The sequence below is a fragment of the Pasteurella sp. WM03 genome, from assembly GCF_004570945.1.
Lineage (GTDB): Bacteria > Pseudomonadota > Gammaproteobacteria > Enterobacterales > Pasteurellaceae > Rodentibacter.
Genome location: NZ_SPPO01000002.1, coordinates 64121 through 84821, shown reverse-complemented (window position 1 = coordinate 84821; position 20701 = coordinate 64121). Strand labels below are relative to the sequence as shown.

Annotated in this window: 23 protein-coding genes, 1 tRNA gene and 2 pseudogenes; 11 read left to right on the top strand and 15 right to left on the bottom strand. The window is 38.5% G+C overall.

Features of this window, described 5'->3' with window-relative positions; all coding sequences use genetic code 11:
- Positions 1-48 precede the first annotated feature (48 nt).
- The 3 genes from E4T92_RS02545 to E4T92_RS11030 form a co-directional block, all read right to left on the bottom strand.
- Positions 49-912, bottom strand: coding sequence for an OmpA family protein (locus E4T92_RS02545; RefSeq protein ID WP_135093310.1), 864 nt, complete (start codon positions 910-912; stop codon positions 49-51).
- Positions 913-1112: 200 nt separating this feature from the next.
- Entirely contained in the window at positions 1113-2171 is a 1059-nt protein-coding gene (sohB, locus tag E4T92_RS02540) for a protease SohB (protein WP_135093309.1), read from the bottom strand.
- 132 nt (positions 2172-2303) lie between these two features.
- The gene (locus E4T92_RS11030) at positions 2304-2477 is read right to left on the bottom strand and encodes a hypothetical protein (RefSeq protein WP_167753986.1); all 174 of its coding nucleotides are present in this window, start codon (positions 2475-2477) and stop codon (positions 2304-2306) included.
- A gap of 85 nt (positions 2478-2562) precedes the next feature.
- Between E4T92_RS11030 and E4T92_RS02535 the strand changes: the two genes are divergently transcribed.
- The 4 genes and pseudogenes from E4T92_RS02535 (at position 2563) to E4T92_RS02520 (ending at position 3988) form a co-directional block, all read left to right on the top strand.
- The gene (locus E4T92_RS02535; RefSeq protein ID WP_135093308.1) at positions 2563-2865 is read left to right on the top strand and encodes a type II toxin-antitoxin system HigB family toxin; all 303 of its coding nucleotides are present in this window, start codon (positions 2563-2565) and stop codon (positions 2863-2865) included.
- An 8-nt stretch (positions 2866-2873) separates the two neighbouring features.
- Positions 2874-3233: a transcriptional regulator gene (locus E4T92_RS02530; RefSeq protein ID WP_135093307.1), complete on the top strand. Its 360-nt coding sequence runs from the start codon at positions 2874-2876 to the stop codon at positions 3231-3233.
- Between the two features lie 204 nt (positions 3234-3437).
- A pseudogene (locus E4T92_RS02525) lies at positions 3438-3587 on the top strand (helix-turn-helix domain-containing protein); the annotation flags it as partial.
- A 69-nt stretch (positions 3588-3656) separates the two neighbouring features.
- Positions 3657-3988 (top strand): annotated as a pseudogene (locus E4T92_RS02520) (baseplate assembly protein W).
- A gap of 215 nt (positions 3989-4203) precedes the next feature.
- Here E4T92_RS02520 and E4T92_RS02515 read toward each other — a convergent pair.
- A tRNA-Leu gene (locus E4T92_RS02515) sits at positions 4204-4289 on the bottom strand.
- Between the two features lie 292 nt (positions 4290-4581).
- Here E4T92_RS02515 and E4T92_RS02510 point away from each other — a divergent pair.
- Both E4T92_RS02510 and uspE read left to right on the top strand, forming a co-directional pair.
- Positions 4582-5355, top strand: a complete 774-nt coding sequence (locus tag E4T92_RS02510; protein WP_077540635.1) for an FNR family transcription factor — start codon at positions 4582-4584, stop codon at positions 5353-5355.
- Positions 5356-5489: 134 nt separating this feature from the next.
- Positions 5490-6419, top strand: coding sequence for a universal stress protein UspE (gene uspE / locus E4T92_RS02505; RefSeq protein ID WP_135093306.1), 930 nt, complete (start codon positions 5490-5492; stop codon positions 6417-6419).
- A 276-nt stretch (positions 6420-6695) separates the two neighbouring features.
- On the opposite strand, the gene E4T92_RS02500 is transcribed toward uspE, so the two are convergent.
- From E4T92_RS02500 to E4T92_RS02490, 3 genes are read right to left on the bottom strand one after another with little or no spacing between them, the layout of a single operon-like run.
- The gene (locus E4T92_RS02500) at positions 6696-8048 is read right to left on the bottom strand and encodes an anti-phage deoxyguanosine triphosphatase (protein ID WP_135093305.1); all 1353 of its coding nucleotides are present in this window, start codon (positions 8046-8048) and stop codon (positions 6696-6698) included.
- 5 nt (positions 8049-8053) lie between these two features.
- Complete coding sequence (locus E4T92_RS02495) at positions 8054-8749, bottom strand: CidB/LrgB family autolysis modulator (protein ID WP_135093304.1); 696 nt, start codon at positions 8747-8749, stop codon at positions 8054-8056.
- 10 nt (positions 8750-8759) lie between these two features.
- On the bottom strand, positions 8760-9185 hold the full coding sequence (locus tag E4T92_RS02490) for a CidA/LrgA family protein (RefSeq protein ID WP_135093303.1): 426 nt from the start codon (positions 9183-9185) through the stop codon (positions 8760-8762).
- Between the two features lie 226 nt (positions 9186-9411).
- Between E4T92_RS02490 and E4T92_RS02485 the strand changes: the two genes are divergently transcribed.
- From E4T92_RS02485 to queF, 5 genes are read left to right on the top strand one after another with little or no spacing between them, the layout of a single operon-like run.
- Positions 9412-9897 (top strand): thermonuclease family protein, encoded by a 486-nt coding sequence (locus tag E4T92_RS02485; RefSeq protein ID WP_135093302.1) that lies wholly within the window; start codon positions 9412-9414, stop codon positions 9895-9897.
- Positions 9887-11086 carry a cysteine desulfurase gene (locus tag E4T92_RS02480; RefSeq protein WP_135093301.1) on the top strand — a complete coding sequence of 400 codons (1200 nt, stop codon included), beginning with the start codon at positions 9887-9889 and terminating at the stop codon, positions 11084-11086. Before E4T92_RS02485 ends, E4T92_RS02480 begins: the two co-directional genes overlap by 11 nt.
- Positions 11083-11463 (top strand): SufE family protein, encoded by a 381-nt coding sequence (locus E4T92_RS02475; protein WP_135093300.1) that lies wholly within the window; start codon positions 11083-11085, stop codon positions 11461-11463. The genes E4T92_RS02480 and E4T92_RS02475 overlap by 4 nt, the downstream gene beginning before the upstream one ends.
- Positions 11454-12239, top strand: a complete 786-nt coding sequence (locus E4T92_RS02470) for a Zn-ribbon-containing protein (protein WP_135093299.1) — start codon at positions 11454-11456, stop codon at positions 12237-12239. Before E4T92_RS02475 ends, E4T92_RS02470 begins: the two co-directional genes overlap by 10 nt.
- A 12-nt stretch (positions 12240-12251) precedes the next feature.
- Positions 12252-13091: an NADPH-dependent 7-cyano-7-deazaguanine reductase QueF gene (queF, locus tag E4T92_RS02465; protein WP_135093298.1), complete on the top strand. Its 840-nt coding sequence runs from the start codon at positions 12252-12254 to the stop codon at positions 13089-13091.
- A gap of 85 nt (positions 13092-13176) precedes the next feature.
- On the opposite strand, the gene tyrA is transcribed toward queF, so the two are convergent.
- From tyrA to E4T92_RS02425, 8 genes are all read right to left on the bottom strand, one after another.
- Positions 13177-14301 (bottom strand): bifunctional chorismate mutase/prephenate dehydrogenase, encoded by a 1125-nt coding sequence (gene tyrA, locus E4T92_RS02460; RefSeq protein WP_135093297.1) that lies wholly within the window; start codon positions 14299-14301, stop codon positions 13177-13179.
- Positions 14302-14389: 88 nt separating this feature from the next.
- A complete protein-coding gene (gene truB / locus E4T92_RS02455; RefSeq protein ID WP_135093296.1) occupies positions 14390-15310 on the bottom strand; it encodes a tRNA pseudouridine(55) synthase TruB in 921 nt (306 codons plus the stop codon).
- Positions 15310-15696: a 30S ribosome-binding factor RbfA gene (rbfA, locus tag E4T92_RS02450; RefSeq protein ID WP_077540610.1), complete on the bottom strand. Its 387-nt coding sequence runs from the start codon at positions 15694-15696 to the stop codon at positions 15310-15312. The genes truB and rbfA overlap by 1 nt, the downstream gene beginning before the upstream one ends.
- Positions 15697-16371: 675 nt before the next feature.
- The gene (locus E4T92_RS02445) at positions 16372-16566 is read right to left on the bottom strand and encodes a hypothetical protein (RefSeq protein ID WP_135093295.1); all 195 of its coding nucleotides are present in this window, start codon (positions 16564-16566) and stop codon (positions 16372-16374) included.
- Positions 16526-17086 (bottom strand): hypothetical protein, encoded by a 561-nt coding sequence (locus E4T92_RS02440; RefSeq protein WP_135093294.1) that lies wholly within the window; start codon positions 17084-17086, stop codon positions 16526-16528. The genes E4T92_RS02445 and E4T92_RS02440 overlap by 41 nt, the downstream gene beginning before the upstream one ends.
- 198 nt (positions 17087-17284) lie before the next feature.
- On the bottom strand, positions 17285-18778 hold the full coding sequence (locus E4T92_RS02435; RefSeq protein ID WP_135093293.1) for a nicotinate phosphoribosyltransferase: 1494 nt from the start codon (positions 18776-18778) through the stop codon (positions 17285-17287).
- A gap of 228 nt (positions 18779-19006) precedes the next feature.
- A complete protein-coding gene (locus E4T92_RS02430) occupies positions 19007-20140 on the bottom strand; it encodes an HlyD family secretion protein (protein ID WP_135093292.1) in 1134 nt (377 codons plus the stop codon).
- Between the two features lie 3 nt (positions 20141-20143).
- Entirely contained in the window at positions 20144-20554 is a 411-nt protein-coding gene (locus E4T92_RS02425; RefSeq protein WP_135093291.1) for a DUF3302 domain-containing protein, read from the bottom strand.
- Positions 20555-20701: the final 147 nt, after the last annotated feature.

Genomic DNA, 20701 nt, shown 5'->3' with positions numbered 1-20701 from the left:
ATAAAAAAATAGCATAACCCTAGGGTTATGCTATTTCTTACTCAAAAACTACTTTTGATAAAGTGGTGCTGGACCTTGTGTACCACCGTTCATTTGCCCCACTTCTTGATGTAACTTCAACACAGAACTGGAAGCAGTAATCTCTACACGACGGTTAGGACGTAAACAATCTTTTTCTTCTTGACTAGCATGACGAACCCCCTCACAAGCTTTAACCTGTGGATTCTTACCATAACCAATCGCAGTGATTTGTGCAACGACACCATCTTCAACTAAACGAGCTTTAACACGGTTCGCACGACGTTGAGAAAGCCCCATATTATACGCATCTGATCCTAAACGGTCTGTATAACCTGCAACTTTAACTTCCTTAGCATCTGATGATTTTAAATGAGCTGCGATATTATCAACCACCTCTTTACCGCGTGGTGTTAATACATCTTTATCAAAGTCAAACAAGAAATCGCCACTTAAAGTGTAAGCAAAGTTACCATTACATCCGTTTGGATACCAAAAGAAACTTTGGGCATTGTAGTTCTTATCAAATAAAATTTTGTACTGACAAATTTTATGCACCCCATTTTCACGGTAGTTAAAGGCATAATCCCATTCTTTTACACCATACAATCCCTCTGAAAAATGTGGACGTCCAATCAAATTGTATAACTGTTCTTTATTCATGCCACGTTCAATCATCCGTACGTTATCCCAATTTGGCCATGAACCGAATTGGCTACCATCATGGTTGAAACCCGACTCATCAATTTTTGGCCATACAAGTTGCGGAACTTGAACTCCATCAACATTCTTATATTCCGGTGTACCTTCTGGTGTAATTTTACTTAAGTTGCCACAAGCAGATATAGTTATAACTGCTGTCATTGATAATAAAACTTGGGATAATTTATTCATGTGTTTACCTTCTACAGTTCAAAGTCTCCTCTAATATAATCAAGAAGAGATAAAACTAAACCTTACAAATCTCATGTATAGAAAGTCGTCAAAGATTCGTATGTCCGCTAATACTAATAGCAAAAATTCATTTTGTAAATATTAATACTAAGCTAAACTTTCTTATTTATTATGAAGAACGGAAATGTAAACTCAAGAAATTAATGGATAAACTCTCTAGAATTTTTATACATATAACGCTGAATCAAGCTATCTGCTCGTTCTTCCACTTGCTGCCCCAACTTCTGTAGCAACGGTTTCTTTATTTTGTATGTGATACCCACTACCGATTTATCTTTCATCGCTTCAAGTAAAAGATCATCACTAGTCGAAACACCATCAATTAGGGCTAATTCTAGAGCTTGAGTTCCAAACCAATGTTCTCCGGTCGAAACTTGATCAATATCCAAGTGCGGTCGGTTTTGCTGCACAAATTGTTTAAACAATTGATGGGTTTCTTCTAATTCTTGCTGAAATTTTTGTTTTCCTTTCTCCGTATTTTCACCCAGTACCGTCATTGTTCGTTTAAACTCTCCAGCCGTCATCACATCCACATCAACATCGTATTTTTTCAATAATCGATGAATATTTGGCATTTGTGCAACAACACCAATCGACCCAACAATTGCAAAAGGTGCTGCAATAATTTTATCTGCCACACAAGCCATCATATATCCTCCACTCGCAGCAACTTTATCAACAGCTACGGTAAGTTTAATCCCCTTTTGTTTTAAACGCATCAACTGAGAAGCTGCTAAACCATATCCGTGAACGACCCCTCCAGGGCTTTCTAAACGCAGTAACACTTCATCATCGGGCTTTACGACATGAAGAATGGCTGAAATCTCTTCACGAAGTGCGGTTGTTTGCGAAGCAGAAATATCCCCCTTAAAATCTAAAACATAAACACAAGGTTTCGGGGGTTCAATCGCTCCACCTTTCTTCAGTCTCGCTTTCAATGACTTCGCTTTTTGCTTTTCTTCCTTTTTTTCAGCCTTTTCCTGCTGTTTCAATTCATCTTCTGATAAATGAAAATGACGTAAATGTTTTACCGTATCTTCAAAATGTTCAGATAGATCCGTAATAACTAACTCACCTTGCACACCAACCTTATGCTGACGAGCAGAAATAATCAATACGACAATCGCTGCAATAAGCAACAAAATTGTCAAAATTTCCAAAATAAAAATACTGTAACCAGTTAAAATATCTGACCACATAACAGTCTCCTCTAAATCATAGGCGGTGTATTGTACTTTAGTCTCACTTCAAGCCCTAACTTTTTTACGGAAAATTTTCTATTTTCAGTCAAAGTAACAGGATTAAATTATCCAAGAAAAAGTACGGCAAAACTACCGCACTTTTATCGGATATTCACTGATAATCGGTGTGAAATCTGTGACGACGCAATCATTATCCGTGCCGGTACCAATCACATATTTGGCATTGATTGAACCATCTTCTTGTGTACTGTAAGCAGCAATCGCTGAATACATTGGGTTTAAGATTTTGTTGAATGTTGTCATAAAAGATTCCTTGTTGTTAATAAAAGGGTTACAAACATCCCAAATTGGGATATGATGTATTCAAAGGTTAAATGAAGGAAACACGATGCGGATTATTTCAATCTCTACACTTGTTGCATATTGGGAAAAGCACCCCGATGCAGAGCAAGCACTCAAAGCGTGGATTGCGGAAGTGAGGAAAGCGAATTGGCAGAATGCACACGAAATTAAGGCGCAATATAAATCTGCCAGTATTTTAAAAAATCGCCGTGTTGTGTTTAATATAAAAGGCAATGATCACCAATTAGTTGTAGCGATTGCCTTTCAGTTTGGTTCGGTGTATATCAAATTTATTGGTACACATACCGAATACGATAAAATCAACGCCAATGAAATTGAGTTAAATTAGGGAATGCTATGTATCAAATTAAACCTATTCGTAATGAACAAGACTATCAAGCCGCTTTAAAAACGGTTGAACCTTTCTTTGATAAAGAAACCTTTTCTGCGGAGGAAGCCGATTTTTTTGATGTAATGCTTACCTTAATTGAACACTATAAAGCGAAGCATTATCCCGTAGATTTGCCTGATCCAATTGAAGCAATTAAATTTAGAATGGAGCAAGAAGGTTTGGCGATTAAAGACTTGGAAAACACGATAGGAAAACCAAATCGAGTTTATGAGGTCTTTAACCGTACACGTCCATTAACGCTCAATATGATCCGTAAAATCCACCAACAAATGGGGATTAGTGCCGATGTGCTGATTCAGGCGTAGATTTAACCGCACTTTGTGCGCAGCTAAATCTATTACAATCAAATATTGAAGGTAATGAAAACAAGATTTTGTGTAGAAGATAAAAGCCAATCTGACTGTCCCCGTTCTATCGATTAATTTGAGCTTAAATTCTTTGTAGAAGCTCAGACTGACAAATCGCAATAATAGAAGCTGAGAGTTTCCCGTGTAGAATATGAATGTCCAATCAATCTCAACAGAAAGGAAACGCTCTGGCTTTATTCTAGCAACCCTCTTATTAAACACAAAACCGGCTTACTTAATCTAGCTGAAAAATTAGGCAATATCTCACAAGTCTGTAAAATTATGGGAATGAGTCGGAATGCCTTTTATCGTTAGTTTACAAAATCACGCCCACATCGCCCAAGGCGAAAGAGCAAGAACCACAAATGCAAAAGTTTAATAATGAATAGATTTACTGGTGAGAGCTTAGCTGACGAAAGCGAGCACACCAAACAATCCATCACCGATATTTTACTCACTACTATTGGCTCGCGTATTCAACGGCGGGAATACGACAGTTTAATTTCAATGTTGATTGATCGACCAATCAACAGCGTTTTGTTGCTACAACTTGCCGCTTGTGCCGTGACGGCGATCAACCGTTGGTGTACAGATTACTCAATTTAAATCACAACCGACGGAACGAGGTATTACCGCAAGTTATTGTCGTGCGTTATCGTAAAAATAATCAAGAAATTCGCAATGAACAACTTTTACTCGGTAGCAAACAATGAGCGAGCTTGTCGAAAGTCATAATCCTGAGTTTTGATTAAAACAGGATGTTGATAGGATCAACCCTGATAATTGACATATATCTTTAAGCAAATTTAAACACTGATTTTATATACAGTCAATAGTTTTGATTTTATTTGCAACTCAATGAAAATAAAGGATTTTTAGGCAACAAAAAAGCCGCTGTAAAAGCGGCTTTCTATGTTTAAATTCTGTTTGGTGCCTAGGGTCGGACTCGAACCGACACGGTTATTCACCGGCGGATTTTGAATCCGCTGCGTCTACCAATTTCGCCACCCAGGCTTGGGAATGAGAGGGATTATACGCATATCTAGATTTGTAGCAAGTAAAAAATTCGAGATTTTACTTATTTGATTTAAAATTAAACAAACCCAAATTATTAATTAATAAATCCTTTAAGAAAATAAATATCGCCAAACAAATGCGGTAATTAAAATACACAACACAACAAAAATTTGAATCAATCTTTTCCTTGTTAATTTTTCTGCAGCCATCTTCTTAAAATGCCTATTTAGTGTTAGAATCTTGAGTTAGATCAATTTTACACTATCTTTAAAAAATATCTGAGGATTAAATGAAAAACTTCGTTTCAGAAACTAAGGTTGGGCGCCGAATTCAGTCAGGTGGTTGTGCGATTCACTGTCAGGATTGTAGTATTAGCCAGCTTTGTATTCCTTTCACATTAAATGAACACGAACTTGATCAACTCGACAACATTATTGAACGTAAAAAACCTATCCAAAAATCGCAGGTATTATTTAAAGCTGGTGATCCTCTTAATTCTATTTATGCAATCCGTTCCGGCACTATTAAAAGCTATACAATCAGTGAAGCCGGTGAAGAACAAATTACCTCATTTCATTTACCCGGGGATCTTGTGGGCTTTGATGCGATCAATAATATGCAACATCCAAGCTTTGCTCAAGCCTTAGAAACGGCGATGGTGTGTGAAATCCCTTTTGATATTTTAGATGATCTTTCAGGCAAAATGCCTAAACTTCGCCAACAAATTATTCGCTTAATGAGTAGCGAAATAAAAAGTGATCAAGAAATGATTTTATTACTTTCAAAAATGAATGCGGAAGAACGTCTCGCCGCTTTTATTCATAACCTTTCAAGACGCTACTCCGCCCGAGGGTTCTCTGCGAGGGAGTTTCGGTTAACAATGACTCGTGGTGATATTGGTAATTATCTTGGTTTAACAGTTGAAACAATCAGCCGTCTCTTAGGACGCTTCCAAAAACTAGGCGTACTTTCAGTGCAGGGTAAATACATTACGATCAATGATATTAATGCCTTAATTGAACTAACAGGTTCAAACAAAACAAAAATTACGATGACAGAATAAAAACGAGGCGTGATATTTTTTCACGCCTTTTCGTTATTTATAGAAAAGTTGTATCAGATCAGTTTTTCGGTGATCTTTTCTTGTCATGTTACAAATTCTTTTTTATGCTATGGAAAATGATCACGGAGGTTGTTATGAAATTTAAAAATATCTTAGTTGTTCTCAATCCTGATAATGAAAAACAATATGCCCTCGCACGTGCAGTTCGTCTTGTAAAAGAACAAGAAAATGTTGAGAAAGTAAAAATTACAACATTATTAGCGGTTTATGATTTATCTTATGAAATGTCTGCTTTGCTCTCTTCTGAGGAAAGAGAGGAAATGCATAAAACGGCGATTGAACAACATCGTCAAGCTGTTCAGTTTTATCTTGATAAATATGCAGATCCACGAATTGAGTTTGAATCTCATATCGTTTGGAACAGTAATGAAGCTGAGGGGATCCGTGAAGAAGTCGAGAAAAACCAATATGATTTAGTCGTGAAATATACAAAAGATGAGGAAAGTTTAACCTCCCTCATTTTCACACCTGTTGATTGGCAATTATTACGTAAATGCCCTATCCCTGTTTTAATTGTTCGTGATGGGAATTGGAAGCATCAACGTCGTATTTTAATTGCAGTCAATGTCTCCGGTGAACAAGATTATCAAGATGAATTTAATCAAGAGCTTGTCGCTACAGGTATGTCGCTTGCAGAAAATTTAAATCGTGGCAATGTACATCTTGTCACCGCCTACCCTGTTACGCCAATCAATATGGCGATTGATTTACCGGAATTTAACACTTCAGGCTACGAAAATGGTATCCGGGGGCAACACTTAATTAATATGAAAACCTTACGTCAAAAATTTAGTATTGATGAAGATCATACCCATGTACGAGAAGGTTTCCCCGAAGATGTGATTCCCGAGGTAGCAAAAGAAATTGAGGCAGAGCTTGTGATTCTTGGTACAGTAGGTAGAACCGGTTTATCTGCCGCATTGTTAGGTAACACCGCTGAACACGTGATTAGTAAGCTTAACTGTAATTTACTTGCTATCAAACCATCTAAAAAAGAGGATTAAATTGAATTAAAAAAGAGCGGTCATCAAAACATAAGTTTTATTGACCGCTCTTTTTTATAAAAATTTTCTCTATTTAAAACGACAACTCAATTAAATCTACCTAAAATTATTTAGTAAAGCGTGAACTAACTCACGAAGTTTTGGTCTGACAAATTGCTAGTGCACTGCGAATGCAGTTTTCTCAGTTTCTTATTTTAAGACCTCCACCGCTATTCAAATGAGTAGCGGTTTTTTTTCGAAGAGGTTTAAAATTCAACCGAATAAACTAAGGACGTATTATAACTGCTGATAAACCCTCATCGCATGAGCATCCGACATACTCGCAATATAATCACAAATCACACGTTTTTTCTGGTTGTCCGGAGCATTTTGCCACTCTTCAGCTGTATGACGTGGCAAAAGACGAATAGGATCGGATTCAAAAATTTGAAACATTTCCGTCAACATTCTTTGCCCTTTGTATTCAATTCTCTGCGTATCAACACCACGAATAACATATTTCCAAACGAATTTTTTGAATACGTCAAGCGCCATCACCACCGATTTTGGGAGTTCTGCGTTATAACGTAACAAAGGCTCATCAAAATTCTCGGTGAGTGTCCAACGTACATTGGTAATAAAAAAGTTCACTAATGCCCCAATGGCATTTTTTCGCTCAAAATGTTTGTCAGAAAAAAGCCCTTGACTAATATGTTGGATATTTTCTTGCAACCATGGATAAGGGATTTTCTCCAGTGCCGAATGGGCTTCTTGCCATTGATGTTGATTCACCATTTTGGTTACAATAGCGTCTTCTAAATCATGCACTGCATAAGCAATATCATCCGCCAATTCCATAATACTGCAATCGAGAGATTTAAAACGTGTTTTTAAAAACTCGGCAAAATTTGACCGCTCTTTTTGCACTGAAGTGAATAAAGTGCGGTCATTTTCAGAGAGATTTTGTAACAGCCAATTAAACATCTCTAAGTCATCACGAAAAATTCCCTTCCCCGGTTTCCAATCGCTAATTTTCACATAACGGGCATCAACTGGGATTAAATTAGGTAAAGACTCATATTGTGGAGATGCGGTATCTAAAATCGTTGGGTATTTGATGACCCCAAGCAATGTGCGGCGTGTTAAATTCATGCCGGCATTTTCTGTATAAGGTTCGAGCTTTGTCAAAATTCGAAAAGTTTGCGCGTTCCCTTCAAAACCGCCGTTTTGATGCATCATAAAATTCAACGCCACTTCCCCACCATGCCCAAAGGGCGGATGACCAATATCATGGGCAAAGCAAAGGCTTTCGATTAAATCATTGCTGGGCAATAATCCTTTAAGTTGTTTTTGTAGCGCCGTTTGTTCCCAATTTAATTGTTCGGATAAATGATTAAATGCCTCAGCATATTTAAGTTGTGCGACCAAACTACTTCCAATTTGAGCCACTTCTAGAGAATGGGTTAAACGGGTTCGATAAAAGTCATTTTCGCCAATAGCATGAATTTGGGTTTTGGCTTGTAAACAACGAAATGCGGCAGAATGTAAAATCCGTCCACGATCTCGGCGAAATGGCGGACGATAATCTTTTTCACGGGGTAAATCGGGAATAAATCGTTCAGTCCAACTAGGCGATAAGGTATTTTTCATAAAGTTTACATAAACAAATAAATAAGGTTAAACACCAAAGGGGCAAGGATAGAGCTGATAATGCCACAAAGTACCAAAGAAATCGAACTATAACTCCCCGCTTTAGGATTAATTTCCATACAGCTTACCGTGCCTAATGCGTGAGAAATCGAACCGACCGACAAACCTATCGCCTCTTGGTGACGCAGCCCTATTTTTTTCAAAATCAAATAACCAAAAATCGAACCTTGCAACCCTGCCAGCACAACGCCTACTGCGGTAACCGCAGGAATCCCCCCTAAATGGGCTGATACTTCCATTGCAATCGGTGTGGTAATAGATTTGGGCAACACAGTAGCCACCATATCCGGTGTCGCCCCTAAAATTAATGCGAGGATGGCACCGGTAAACATTGAGAAGACAGAAGCAAGGACAACAACAGAAAGAATAATACGCCACTGTTTGGCAATTTGTCTTAATTGCTCATAGAGCGGCAAAGCAAGCGCCACAATACTCAAGCTCAATAAATGATTAATAGGGGCATTGCCTTGCATATAGTCATCATAAGGAATTTTCCCCATTACTAAAATCACAACCAAAATCACCACGGTAAGAATAAATGAGTTGAAAATAATAGATTTCCAACGCTTATTAATTTGGAGAGCAAGCCAAAATCCGAAAACTGTTAATAAACTACAAAGATAAATGCCGTAATTCATAATATCACTCTATTTAATGACTTTGTTTTTCTTCTTGTACCGTGCGTTTGGCTAAGACTTTTTTGCGTTTATGGTGAAAGGATTGGCGTTCAAACATGATATTCGCCACAATGCCGATAAAAACGAGGGTGGCACAAGTGCTGACAACATTAGGAATAATCAAAATATTCATTTGCGCCCACAATAAGTCAGAATACTTAATAATCCCTACACTCACAGGGACAAACAACACGGCCATGAAACGAATCAACAAACTTGCACTCAAATAAACCCATTCCAAAGCAATGATTTTTGTCGTCAAGCCAATAAAAAGTAGTAATAATCCCCAAATACTACCGGGTACGCCAACTGGGATAAAATGCGCAATTTGATTACCGAGATAAAGAATAATGTAAAGAATCAATAAGGAACGAACCAAAAGAAACAGCTTGTATAACATCTTTTTCCTTTTCAACTTTTTCAATAAAATTTAAAAAATATTTTACGCCTATTTTTCCGCCCTTTACTACTCTTTTTCTTGAAAAATACAAGAATTTATGCGTTTGATCAAAAATCATAACACTGGTTCATTAGGGTTGTAATTTGCTACAATGCTGATTCATTTTCCAAAGTGGAAAATTTTCAATAATTCACCGAAATAAAACCATTTATCATTCATTAACCCAATGATTAAAAATATCTTTTTAATTTTATTTGTTTTTTTTACCGCACTTTCAGCCCATTCCCACCCTTCCAACACTTGTCTTGTGATAGGAATCAGTGATGGCGATACGATCACCTGCCTGATGATAGGAAATAAACCGATCAAAGTGCGTTTAGAAGAAATTGATGCACCGGAAAGGAATCAACCTTTTGGCAAGAAATCCAAACAGCAGCTTTCAAAGCTGATTTATAAACGGAGGGTCACCTTAAAAATAAGCGGTCAAGATCGCTATAAACGCACGCTTGCGACCGTTTATTACAACGGAAAAAACATTAATCTTGAAATGGTAAAATCCGGTATGGCTTGGGCGTATAATCAATATCTTCACCACCCCATTTATTTATACGCTCAAGAAAAAGCACAAGCACAACGATTAGGCTTATGGGCTGATCGTTCCCCCATTCCTCCCCATGAATGGCGCAAACAGGAGAAAAAGTATGGCTTTTGATTATCAATCATTTAAAGAACATTTCCCTTATTTTAAAAGCCCTAATGCCACCGTGTATTTAGATAATGCCGCTACGGCATTAAAACCTCAGGTATTAATTGAACGCACCGCTGAATTTTATGCCTCAGCAGGTTCAGTGCATCGTAGCCAATATGATGCGAAGCAAACCGCCCAATATGAACAGGCACGCACGCAGGTGAAACGGCTGATTAATGCGGAAGATGAAAAAGCGGTGATTTGGACGTCCGGCACAACCCATTCGATTAATTTAGTGGCGAACGGGTTATTACCCCATTTGAAAACCGGCGATGAAATTCTGATCAGTCAAGCAGATCACCATGCGAATTTTGTCACTTGGCATGAAACCGCCAAAAAGTGCGGTGCAAAAATTCGGATTTTGCCTCTTTTGGATAATTGGCTTATTGACGAAACCGCACTAAAGAATACGCTCAATGAACGCACAAAACTGGTGGCATTAAACTTTGTTTCAAACGTCACCGGCACGGAGCAGCCCGTTAAATGCTTAATTCAAATGATTCGCCAACATAGCAATGCCCTTGTTTTAGTGGATGCCGCCCAAGCAATCAGCCACATTAAGATTGATCTGCAAGATCTTGATGCGGATTTTCTCGTCTTTTCCGCCCATAAAATTTATGGCCCAAATGGAATTGGGGTTTTAAGCGGAAAATTGACCGCACTTTCATCACTCCAACCACTTTTTTTCGGTGGAAAAATGGTCGATCGTGTGTCATCAGAAAATATCACCTTTGCCGAATTACCCTATCGCCTTGAAGCCGGCACACCAAATATCGCTGGCGTAATTGGCTTTAATGCCGTATTAGATTGGTTACAACAATGGGATTTTGAATCAGCAGAACAACACGTGCTGGCATTGGCAGAATTGGTCAAAGTGCGGTTAAAAAATTATATAAATTGTCGATTATTCGATTCTCCACAACCAAGTAGCATTGTGTGTTTTGTCTTTGATGGGATTGATAGCTCGGATCTTTCCACCTTGCTCAGTGAACAAAATATTGCGTTGCGAGTGGGAGAACATTGCGCCCAACCCTATTTAGCAAGTATCGGAGAGCGAACCACTTTACGCCTCTCTTTTGCCCCTTACAACACACCTGAGGATGTGGCAAAATTTTTCGCTGCACTAGATAAAGCTTTGGAACTTTTACAATGATTGATCAATTAAAACTAGCAAAAAACTGGGAAGAACGTTACCGCCTGATTATTCAAGCGGGCAAAAATTTGCCTCGCCCAAGTGATGATGAACTCGCCAATATGCAACCGATTACGGGTTGTGAAGCACAAATGTGGTTTCAAATTCGCCCTCAACATGACCGTACTTTTCGATTCAGAGCCTTCAGTGAAGCACGCATTATGAACGGTTTACTTTGGCTTTTACTTGAAAAAATCAATGGCAAAACTGCCGATGAATTAAGCGAATTTGATCTCACCGCTTTTTTTACCGAACTCGGTATAGCACAACGTTTAAGCGAAACCCGCTTAAACGGCTTAAATCAAATTAAAGAACAATTAAAACAACAATGTACTTAATCGAAACTTTCTTCAAATTGACCGCACTTGAAAATGACATTGCGGAACAAAGCCGTTTGCTGAATACACTCATTGATCAATGGCGTTATAACGGTCAGATTATCGGGCGTGAAATTCCGCTCTATTTAGCGGAGGAAAACGGGCAACAAGGCTTTGCTATGCGTGTCATTTGCCCTGAACAAGACAGCCTTTTCCCCCAAAATAATAATATAGAGGTCAGTCACGCATTAGAAAATGCCAAAAAGTACGGTCTGATTTTTGAGGGTTTTCAATTAATCGGCGATGATCTCAATAGCGATCAAACCACCCCAAATTCTTATCCTGCGTGGCAAATACTTTATACCACCCATTTACAAAGTTGCTCGCCTCTTCATAGTGGCGAGAATTTTTCTCCCATTCCTCTTTATAAACAACTGAAAACCCAACCGCACCTAAGCCAAGATATCATTAAATGGCAAGAAAACTGGCAAGCCTGCGATCAACTTCAAATGAATGGCGCGATTTTGGAACATCAAGCCTTAAAGGAAATCACCGATCATCAAAGCAGATTGGCAAAACATGGTCGCTATTTAGCCCAAGAAATCGAAAAAATAAGTCATATTCCTACCTATTATTATCTTTATCGTGTGGGTGGTGAATCCCTTGAAAAAGAGCAACATCGACAATGCCCCGAATGTGCTGGCAACTGGGCATTAAGCGAACCTATTTTTGAGGTATTTCATTTTAAATGTGATCAATGCCGATTGATCTCAAATATTTCGTGGAATTTTTTATAGCAAGGAAAAACAATGAACAAGCAAAATTACGGGCTAGACGCCCTTAAACTCGGACAAAAAACCGATTATGCCAATGAATATGACCACACGTTATTGCAGCCCGTTCCTAGAGCATTGAACCGTGATGATTTAGGCATCACCAAAGCCCAACCCTTTACAATAGGTGCTGATATTTGGACAGCTTATGAAATTTCATGGCTGAATGAAAAAGGTGTGCCACAGGTGGCGATTGCGGATATTTATTTGGATCATCAAAGCCAAAATTTAATTGAATCTAAAAGTTTTAAACTCTATTTAAACAGCTTTAACCAAACCAAATTTGCCGATTTTAATCAAGTGGCACATATTATGCAGCAAGATTTAGCAGAATGTGCCCAAGGCGAAGTAAAAGTGTGGTTAAATCCGCTTGCGTTTTATCAAACACAACAAATTGATAGGTTACAAGGTGAATGTATTGATGAGCAAGACATTGAAATTACTGACTATCAATTTAATACCGGTTGGCTAGAAAATTGCGTATCTGATGAGGTGGTAGAAGAATATTTAGTCAGTCATTTATTAAAATCAAATTGTTTAATCACCAATCAGCCTGATTGGGGCTCCCTTCAAATTCACTATATTGGCAAAAAAATTGATCGGGAAAAATTATTACGTTACGTTGTCTCTTTCCGTCAGCACAACGAATTTCACGAGCAATGTGTCGAGCGTATTTTTTGCGATTTAATGCACTATGCCACACCGGAAAAACTCACAGTTTATGCCCGCTATACCCGCCGTGGCGGCTTGGATATAAATCCCTTCCGTTCTAACTTTGAGCCTCTACCTGAAAATTTACGGTTAGCCAGACAGTAAGGATTATTATAATCGAATATATCCATTATTTTTAAATAGGAAAAGAACAGACAATTGTGCGGTTATTCTTAACCGCACTTTCTATTTACCCTTGTTTTAAATCATTTGCTTGTTGCAGCAATTGATGGCTTTCTTTTAAAAATTGTTCGGAATAGTCGCCGAACCATTCTCGTACTTGATGAAAGGCATCAATGAATCCCATGCGATCATGGTTTTCAAAAAATGCTAATGCTTCTTCATAAGTTTGTTTTAAACTTTCAATTACCTCTAGGTTTTCCGCTTTATCCATAATAATATCTGCATACAGCTCGGCATCTTGTGCAAACAAACGCCCGATCATCGCCAATTCTAAACGATAAATTGGGGAAGAAAGCGCCAATAAATTAGCAAGATTTACCGGTTGCTTGGAAAGGTGCAAGCCATTGGCAAAAGTCGAAAAATGACGTAAGGCTTGCACATAAGTCATATTGTGATCATGTTCGATAGCGTCGGTTTGGTGAATTTTTGCTCCCCAAATTTGAATTTGTTCAAGCAACCATTCATAGCGTTCAGGAAAACGCCCATCACAGCGTACGACCACTTGTTTTGCCATACTGGCAATATCCGGGCCAAACATCGGGTGCAATCCCACAACAGCCCCTTGGTGTATTTCCAACATTTTCTCCAAAGGCTCACGTTTCACGGAAGTGAGATCCGCCAGTAGCATATTTTCTGCTAAATAAGGTTTTAAGCGTTCAATGGTTTCAAGTGTATTGGAAATTGGGACGGAAACAATTAGCGCATCTGCATTAGCAAGAATTCTCTCGGCTACATCCCAATCATCACGTTCTAAAACAGAAATCGGATAACCGGAAGCTCTCAAATAACGGGCAAATAATCCGCCCAATTTTCCATAACCGCCTACAATCACAATTTTTTGAATGTTGGGATTCACGGTTTTAAAACCAAACCGGTTTTCATTGGTATAGGATTCCCGTATAAAACGGCGTAGCACATCTTCAATTAAATCCGGTGAAATCCCGGCTTTCTCCGCTTCCAAACGGCGTGCTTTTAACATAGCAATTTCACGATCGGGTGCATAGATAGGGAGACCGTGTTGATGTTTGACTTTGCCCACCTGTGAAACCAGTTTGAGGCGTTTAGAAAAAAGTTGAATGAGTTCGCGATCGAGCGAATCAATTTCGGAACGTAAATCATTAAGCGCTTCCATAATCCACCTGTAATATTTTATTTACACCAATTGTAAGAAATTAATTACAGGTGAGATTACTGGAATTTAGTCGGAAAGGCAACTGAAATTATAGAGTTTGTGTGATTAATCGTTGCGGATGAATGATATGCCCTTCAATACGAGCAACACCCAAAAACAAATTCTCCGCTGAAAACAACCGCACTTGCCCTTGCCATTGTTGCTCGTTAGCAAATTTTACACGCTGACCAAAACCAATGGCACGGCTTTGTGACTCATTCAAATGCAACGCTGGTAATCTGCTCACTGCCGTGTCTGTTGGTAATAAATGTTGATCAAGTAACGCCAAATTTTGCTTTTCCGCAAGATATTGTAATTCTTCCCAACTCATCATCGCTTCAATGGGATAATCCGCCACGGCAAGTCGGCGTAACATAGTGACGTGTGCGCCACAGCCTAACACTTCCCCTAAATCATCTACCAAAGTGCGAATATAAGTGCCTTTAGAGCAATGTACTTCCAAGGTTAAATAAGGGGCTTGATATTCAATAAAGTTGAGTTCAAAGATGGTGATTGGGCGGGCTTCACGCTCTACGGTAATACCTTGACGGGCATATTCATACAAAGGTTTACCTTGATGTTTTAAGGCTGAAAACATGGTCGGCACTTGCAAAATATCGCCCCGAAATTGCTCAAGTGCGGTCAAAATTTGCGGCGTTTCTACCCCCACCGCACGAGTTTCCACAATCTGCCCATCAGCATCGGAAGTATCGGTGCATTCCCCCAATTTCGCGGTCACTAAATACCGTTTATCCGCATCCAATAAAAATTGCGAAAACTTCGTTGCCTCACCCAAACAAATCGGCAACATTCCTGTTGCCAAGGGATCTAACGCCCCCGTATGCCCTGCTTTATTGGCTTGGAAAAGGCGCTTGACTTTTTGCATAATCTCATTGGAAGACATTCCCTGCGGTTTATCCAACAAAAACACGCCATCAATATCCCGTCCCCGTTTGCGTGGTCTGGACATTATTGCTCGTCCTCAACATGTTTGCGTTCATCTTCACGCACCACGTTCGTCACCAAATTGGACATTCTCATCCCTTCCACGAGGGATTGATCGTAGATAAAACGAATTTCCGGCACAATGCGTAAACGCATCGCTTTGCCAAGCAAAGTGCGAATATAAGGTGCGGCTTTTTCCAACCCTTTCATCCCTTGTTCAATTGCCGTTTCATCGTGATCGAACAAGAAAGTGACAAAAATTTTGGCATACGCCAAATCACTCGACACCTCTACATCGGATACGGTTACCATACCAACACGGGGATCTTTCACCTCACGCTGTAAAATCACCGCAATTTCTTTCTGGATTTCCTGCGCCACACGGTCGCTACGTTTAAATTCTCGAGCCATTTCCTTTTCCTATTGTCAAAATTCTTTTTTAAGGCGAGGGATTATAGCAAAATTTATCGTCCAAAAGTGAAAAGTGCGGTCTGTTTCGAGGGAATTTTTCGGCCTTATGTCGCAAATGTACAATTTAATGAAATGGTAGGGACACACTGCGTGTGTCCGTTATAAAATCAAATCATTAAGCGGACACACGCAGTGTGTCCCTACCGGTCACGTTATTTAATATTGGAGGATATTAGCCTTTAATTTAGCGATATTGGTAACTATGAATCTACATTCCATTGAAAGTCCCTATTTGTGTGTTTGCAACCTAATATCGGGATTTTTTGAAAGCAATAAAAAGAGGAAATTGCCCCTCTTTATTTTGGATAATCTATCAAATTAGATATAAATATCCCCTAAATAATATCTAACTAACGTTTAAAATACTATTTAAGCGTATTTTCTTCTAAACTTTTTCTTACACTAAAATTTTGATCCTTTCTTAATTGCTCAATAACATCGCAAAGTAAATTTGAACTTTCAGCTAACTTCCGTCTTACAAAAACATCTCTGCTTTTTACCATTTTAAGCTGTTCTTAAGGGAAAAAAGCGGATTTTCACTGAGTTTTTGTACTATTATTTCCTGTGTTTGATTGATGGATAATCCATTGTTCACGGTATTTTCCTCTTAATCAATTATAAAAAACGAAACCATTGACTGTTTGTAAATTTTGTTTGCTCACTGTGAATTCCAAGTGCTTCTTTTACTTCCCTATTTCCTTCTTTAGCTAAAATCAACCGCACTTCTTCAGAAAGATTCGGATTACCGGCAAGCCCTATTCTTGTACCGCTACTTTGCAATAAAAGTATTTGTGGCGTTTGGCGAAACATTTGGATTCATTGAGAGCGTTTTTCGTACCCAACGATCTTCATCTTGAGCTAAAAGCAACTGCACATTTTCGGGAAGATTATTCTTCTCAGCAAGTGTTCTTTTTGCCAAACAGCTATGACCTTTTGCCAAAACTAATTGAGTTGCTTCGGCAAGCGCCGGATTGTCAGCAAGTATCTCAATTATATCGTCATACTCATCTTCCGCCAAAATTAGTTGGGCTTGTACCGAGAGATAAGGATTTGCTGCAAGGATTTCTCGTACACGCCAAGTATTGGATTTTGCCAAAAGCATTTGAGTTTCAACAGAAAGTTCCTCACGCAACATTTTTCTTAGCGGGCTATCGGCATTTTCCAGCTCTTCACCACAATATTCATTATCGCGTTCCTCAATCTCCAATAATCTTGTTATCTGCTGTTCCGCTTCACTTTTATCTTTTGAGTCTGTCGGTTGCTCCGCTAAACTTGAAGGGATTTGTTGATTGATATTTTCAGGATTTGAATTAACGGTAAGTCTATGCATAGATTTTCTCCTCTGTGATAATTAAATCACACTGGAGTATAAAGCATTTCTCATAATGCACTGCGACAGGTTGTGTCGTGAGAAAAATTTTTTTATTTTATGAAAGAAAGGTAGCCCGAGTCAGAGGTTAGGTAAAGGAGCGGTAAACGTGATAATAGTTAACCGCTCTTTTGGTTATAATACCCTAAAAGCAACTTATTAATTTGATGGTGGGTTATAATCGGCAAATAAATTTTGTCTAATTTGATCAAAATCAATTCGACGTAGCAGTTTGCCGTCTTCAAAGAGTAGTTCTAATAAATCATCACTAAAGTCATCTTTTGCGGTTAGTCCATCAAGATAGGTATCATAAGAAAGGACTTTAACCCGGCCTTTTTGGGATTTCTTTAAGCCATTGTCGGTTTTAGGGTTTTTAAAGATCGCTTTTTCTTCACCATTAATCGTGATAGAGGTGGCTTTAATAGCGAATCCTAATGTATCACGTGTATTACGCTGATAAGTTTGCGCACCAACACCAAACACAATATTACTTGAGGCAAAGCCTTTGGTTTTTAGCCCCTCTAAAATCTTCACCATTTTTTCATAAGTTACGCCATCGCCATAAATAGCACCAATATGGGGATCGAGAACTTTATAACCTTTCTGATTAACCATGCCGCCAAAAATATCCCATAAACACTCAATCAGCCCTTTACGTTCATGTTCAGTATTTGCCGTAGGATCACCACAAATAATCGCAAAAAAATCACCGCTATCAGGTCGAATAACTAAACGGGCATTTTCAGGCCTTGCCATAATTTCCTGCTTCAATAAAGGTAAATTAATCGTAATGTTATGCCAAAAATCAGTGGTATCCGACACAATTGACAACATACTATTCGGGAATTTTGCCATTAAATAACGAAATGTAGGCAATTCATCAATACCATGTGAGCTCATCACTGAGTGTTCTGAAGCCGGTATTGAAGTGCCAATTAAATCCTTAGAGCCATAGTAGGCTTCAATGAAAGCGATCGCCGGAATCGTATCTGTACCTAAAAAAGAGGTTAAATGAGCCGCCCCCGAAGTTTCCGCCGATTCTAAAGAACTCATACCTCTCATTGAAAAATCGTGAGATTGAAATGGCACGTGATCTTGGTTATCACAGGTTTCATTTGCAAACTTAGCTAATAGTGTTCGACAGGCAAAAGCAATGGAAGCTGAGGTCATCGGCTGCCAAAGGGATACATTAATAAGTGTTTCTAAATAGTTTGTCAGCCAAAAGAAATCGGGATGGGTATTCTCAATCGTCATCACGGGAACTTTAATTGCTACGGTTTTTCCTTCAGGAATGGCTTTAATCTGAATGGGTAAGTAACCCAGTTCGTGTAGTTGTTTAATGTGTTCCCCTTTATCATCTAACTGCAACGTTTTTTTAATAAAATCTGAATATTCGGAAACAATTTCATCTTTATCCCGAGAAAAGAAGTTGTCATTAAAATAATGAATTAAATATTTAGTAATAAATGCTTGGAAACCAAAGGAGACTACTCTTGTTAAATAAGGGGCATGTTTATTGCTACGAGGTGTAAATGTACTATAAAGAATTTGTGAACCTTCGGGATACATTATTCGGTGAGAGGTTTTGTAAAAATCACATAATAATGAAGGTATGGCACTCGCACGACTACACTTATTTAATAGATTATCCATAAAAATTTACTACCTTATTACAAATTAATATCAATGTATCTTTTAAAGATATCAGACTCATTTCTGAGTCATAATTTTAGCAAGCAATTAAACACTATTCGGGCTAAGATACCAAAATAACAAGAGCTTGCCTAGGTATAAACAAATTCTAAATTTAGATGAAATAAAACGATTCTATCCCATAGATAATAGAACCGTTTTTAGTATTCAGCAGAATATTTATCTATTTTAGTGGTCCAAATAGAGGTAATTTTTCCAACTATTCATTCTCAATAAAATTTTACGCATCATAGCGAGATGGTGAGCATGTTCGGTGTAAACTGCCGCTTCTGCGGTTGCACCAAAAGGAAGTTGATATTCCTCCATTTCTTCAGTGAGTTCAAGTAATACAAGAGGCATGGCTTGTTCATCAATGAATTTACGGGTATATGTTGTGCCGTTTGCTTGCACTTCACTTTCACCAATAGCCGGTAAAATCGCTTTCACTTTGGCAGGGAAAACTTTTCCAGGAATAGCAGGAAAGGCTAATTCTGCCTCATCACCGGCTTTTAAACGTAATAGAGAATTTTGACGAAATGCTGCAACAAACTGACGTTTTTGTTCACCAATAAAGGTCATCACCGGGCGAATAGCTAGACGCCCTGCCATCATACCTTCTTGTAAAAATTGCTGTGAAATATAACCGTCAGACGGTGCACGCACAATCGTTGATTCCAAATCGAACTCGGCACGTTCAAGGGCAGCACGTTTGGCTGCAACGGTGGTATTTTCACCCTTGATGTTAGAATCTAGTAATTTCTCTGCTTTTTCAAGCTCGGCGATACGGGTTTCATAGGTCGCTTTTGCAGTCAAAGCCTCACGCATTTTTACTTCCGATTCAAGTTGGCTCACCCCTTGTGTCGCCACCAGTTTTTTGTAACGTTCCGCTTCTTTTTGTTTTTGGTACATCGTCAATTTCGCTTCTTCTAAGCGGGCTTTAGCGGCATTCACATCGAGTTGCAATGTTGTTGCCGTTTGAATTGCACTCGCCAGTTCCGCTTTTTTCGCATCGACATCAGCTTGATAAGGTGTAGGATCAATACGAAATAGCACCTCACCTTTTTTGATCCGTTGGTTCGGTGTAAATTGATTGACTTCAATCACACGACCACGAACCTGTGGCACAATGGGTGTGGAAACATAATATTGTGTCGCTAATTTGGTATGTGGATGGTTATAATTCATAAATAATAACATTGAAACCAGCAATACTACTCCACCTAAAATAGCCGTCGGAACCGACCATTTGTTTAAAGGAATTTTAAAGAGTTTAAAAATTCCCACACAAAGCGAAGCATAAATAATTAAAATCATTAACTCCATAACCTACACCTCGGTTCTCTTTTGCTTATTTTCTAATTGGTTTAATTTTTGTGTCAAAATATTCAATTCTTGACGTAATGTTGCCAATTCCATTTCTAATTTTAGATTTTGCTTTTCCAATTCAGGGAACTGTTGCGTGATATGTTCTACGCTTGAAAAAAGTACCTGTTCTTTTTGACGATTGCCATTTCCCCAGCCGTTTTCTTTATGCCATAAGGTTGCCCAAATCCAAAGGAAAGGCCAAATTACGTGTAAGGTAAACAAACTCACCCATCCGGCATAATGAATCGCCTCTAGGTGGGGATGATTCCGTTTTTTGGCTATTTCATAGGGGATATCGTGAATGGCAATGACTGCATAAAAAATAACAATACTTGCAAATAATAGAAAAAATAATGCTAAATAATCCAGCATTTTAAAACTCCAAAAGATAACTGCTTTTACATTTTTGAATATGAACAGGCTATACAAATATAGCGACAACTAAACTCGATATAAAAAAGTGCGGTCAGATTTTCTAGTGTTTTTAAAATCGAGGAGAATCTCACCGCAACTTTTAAC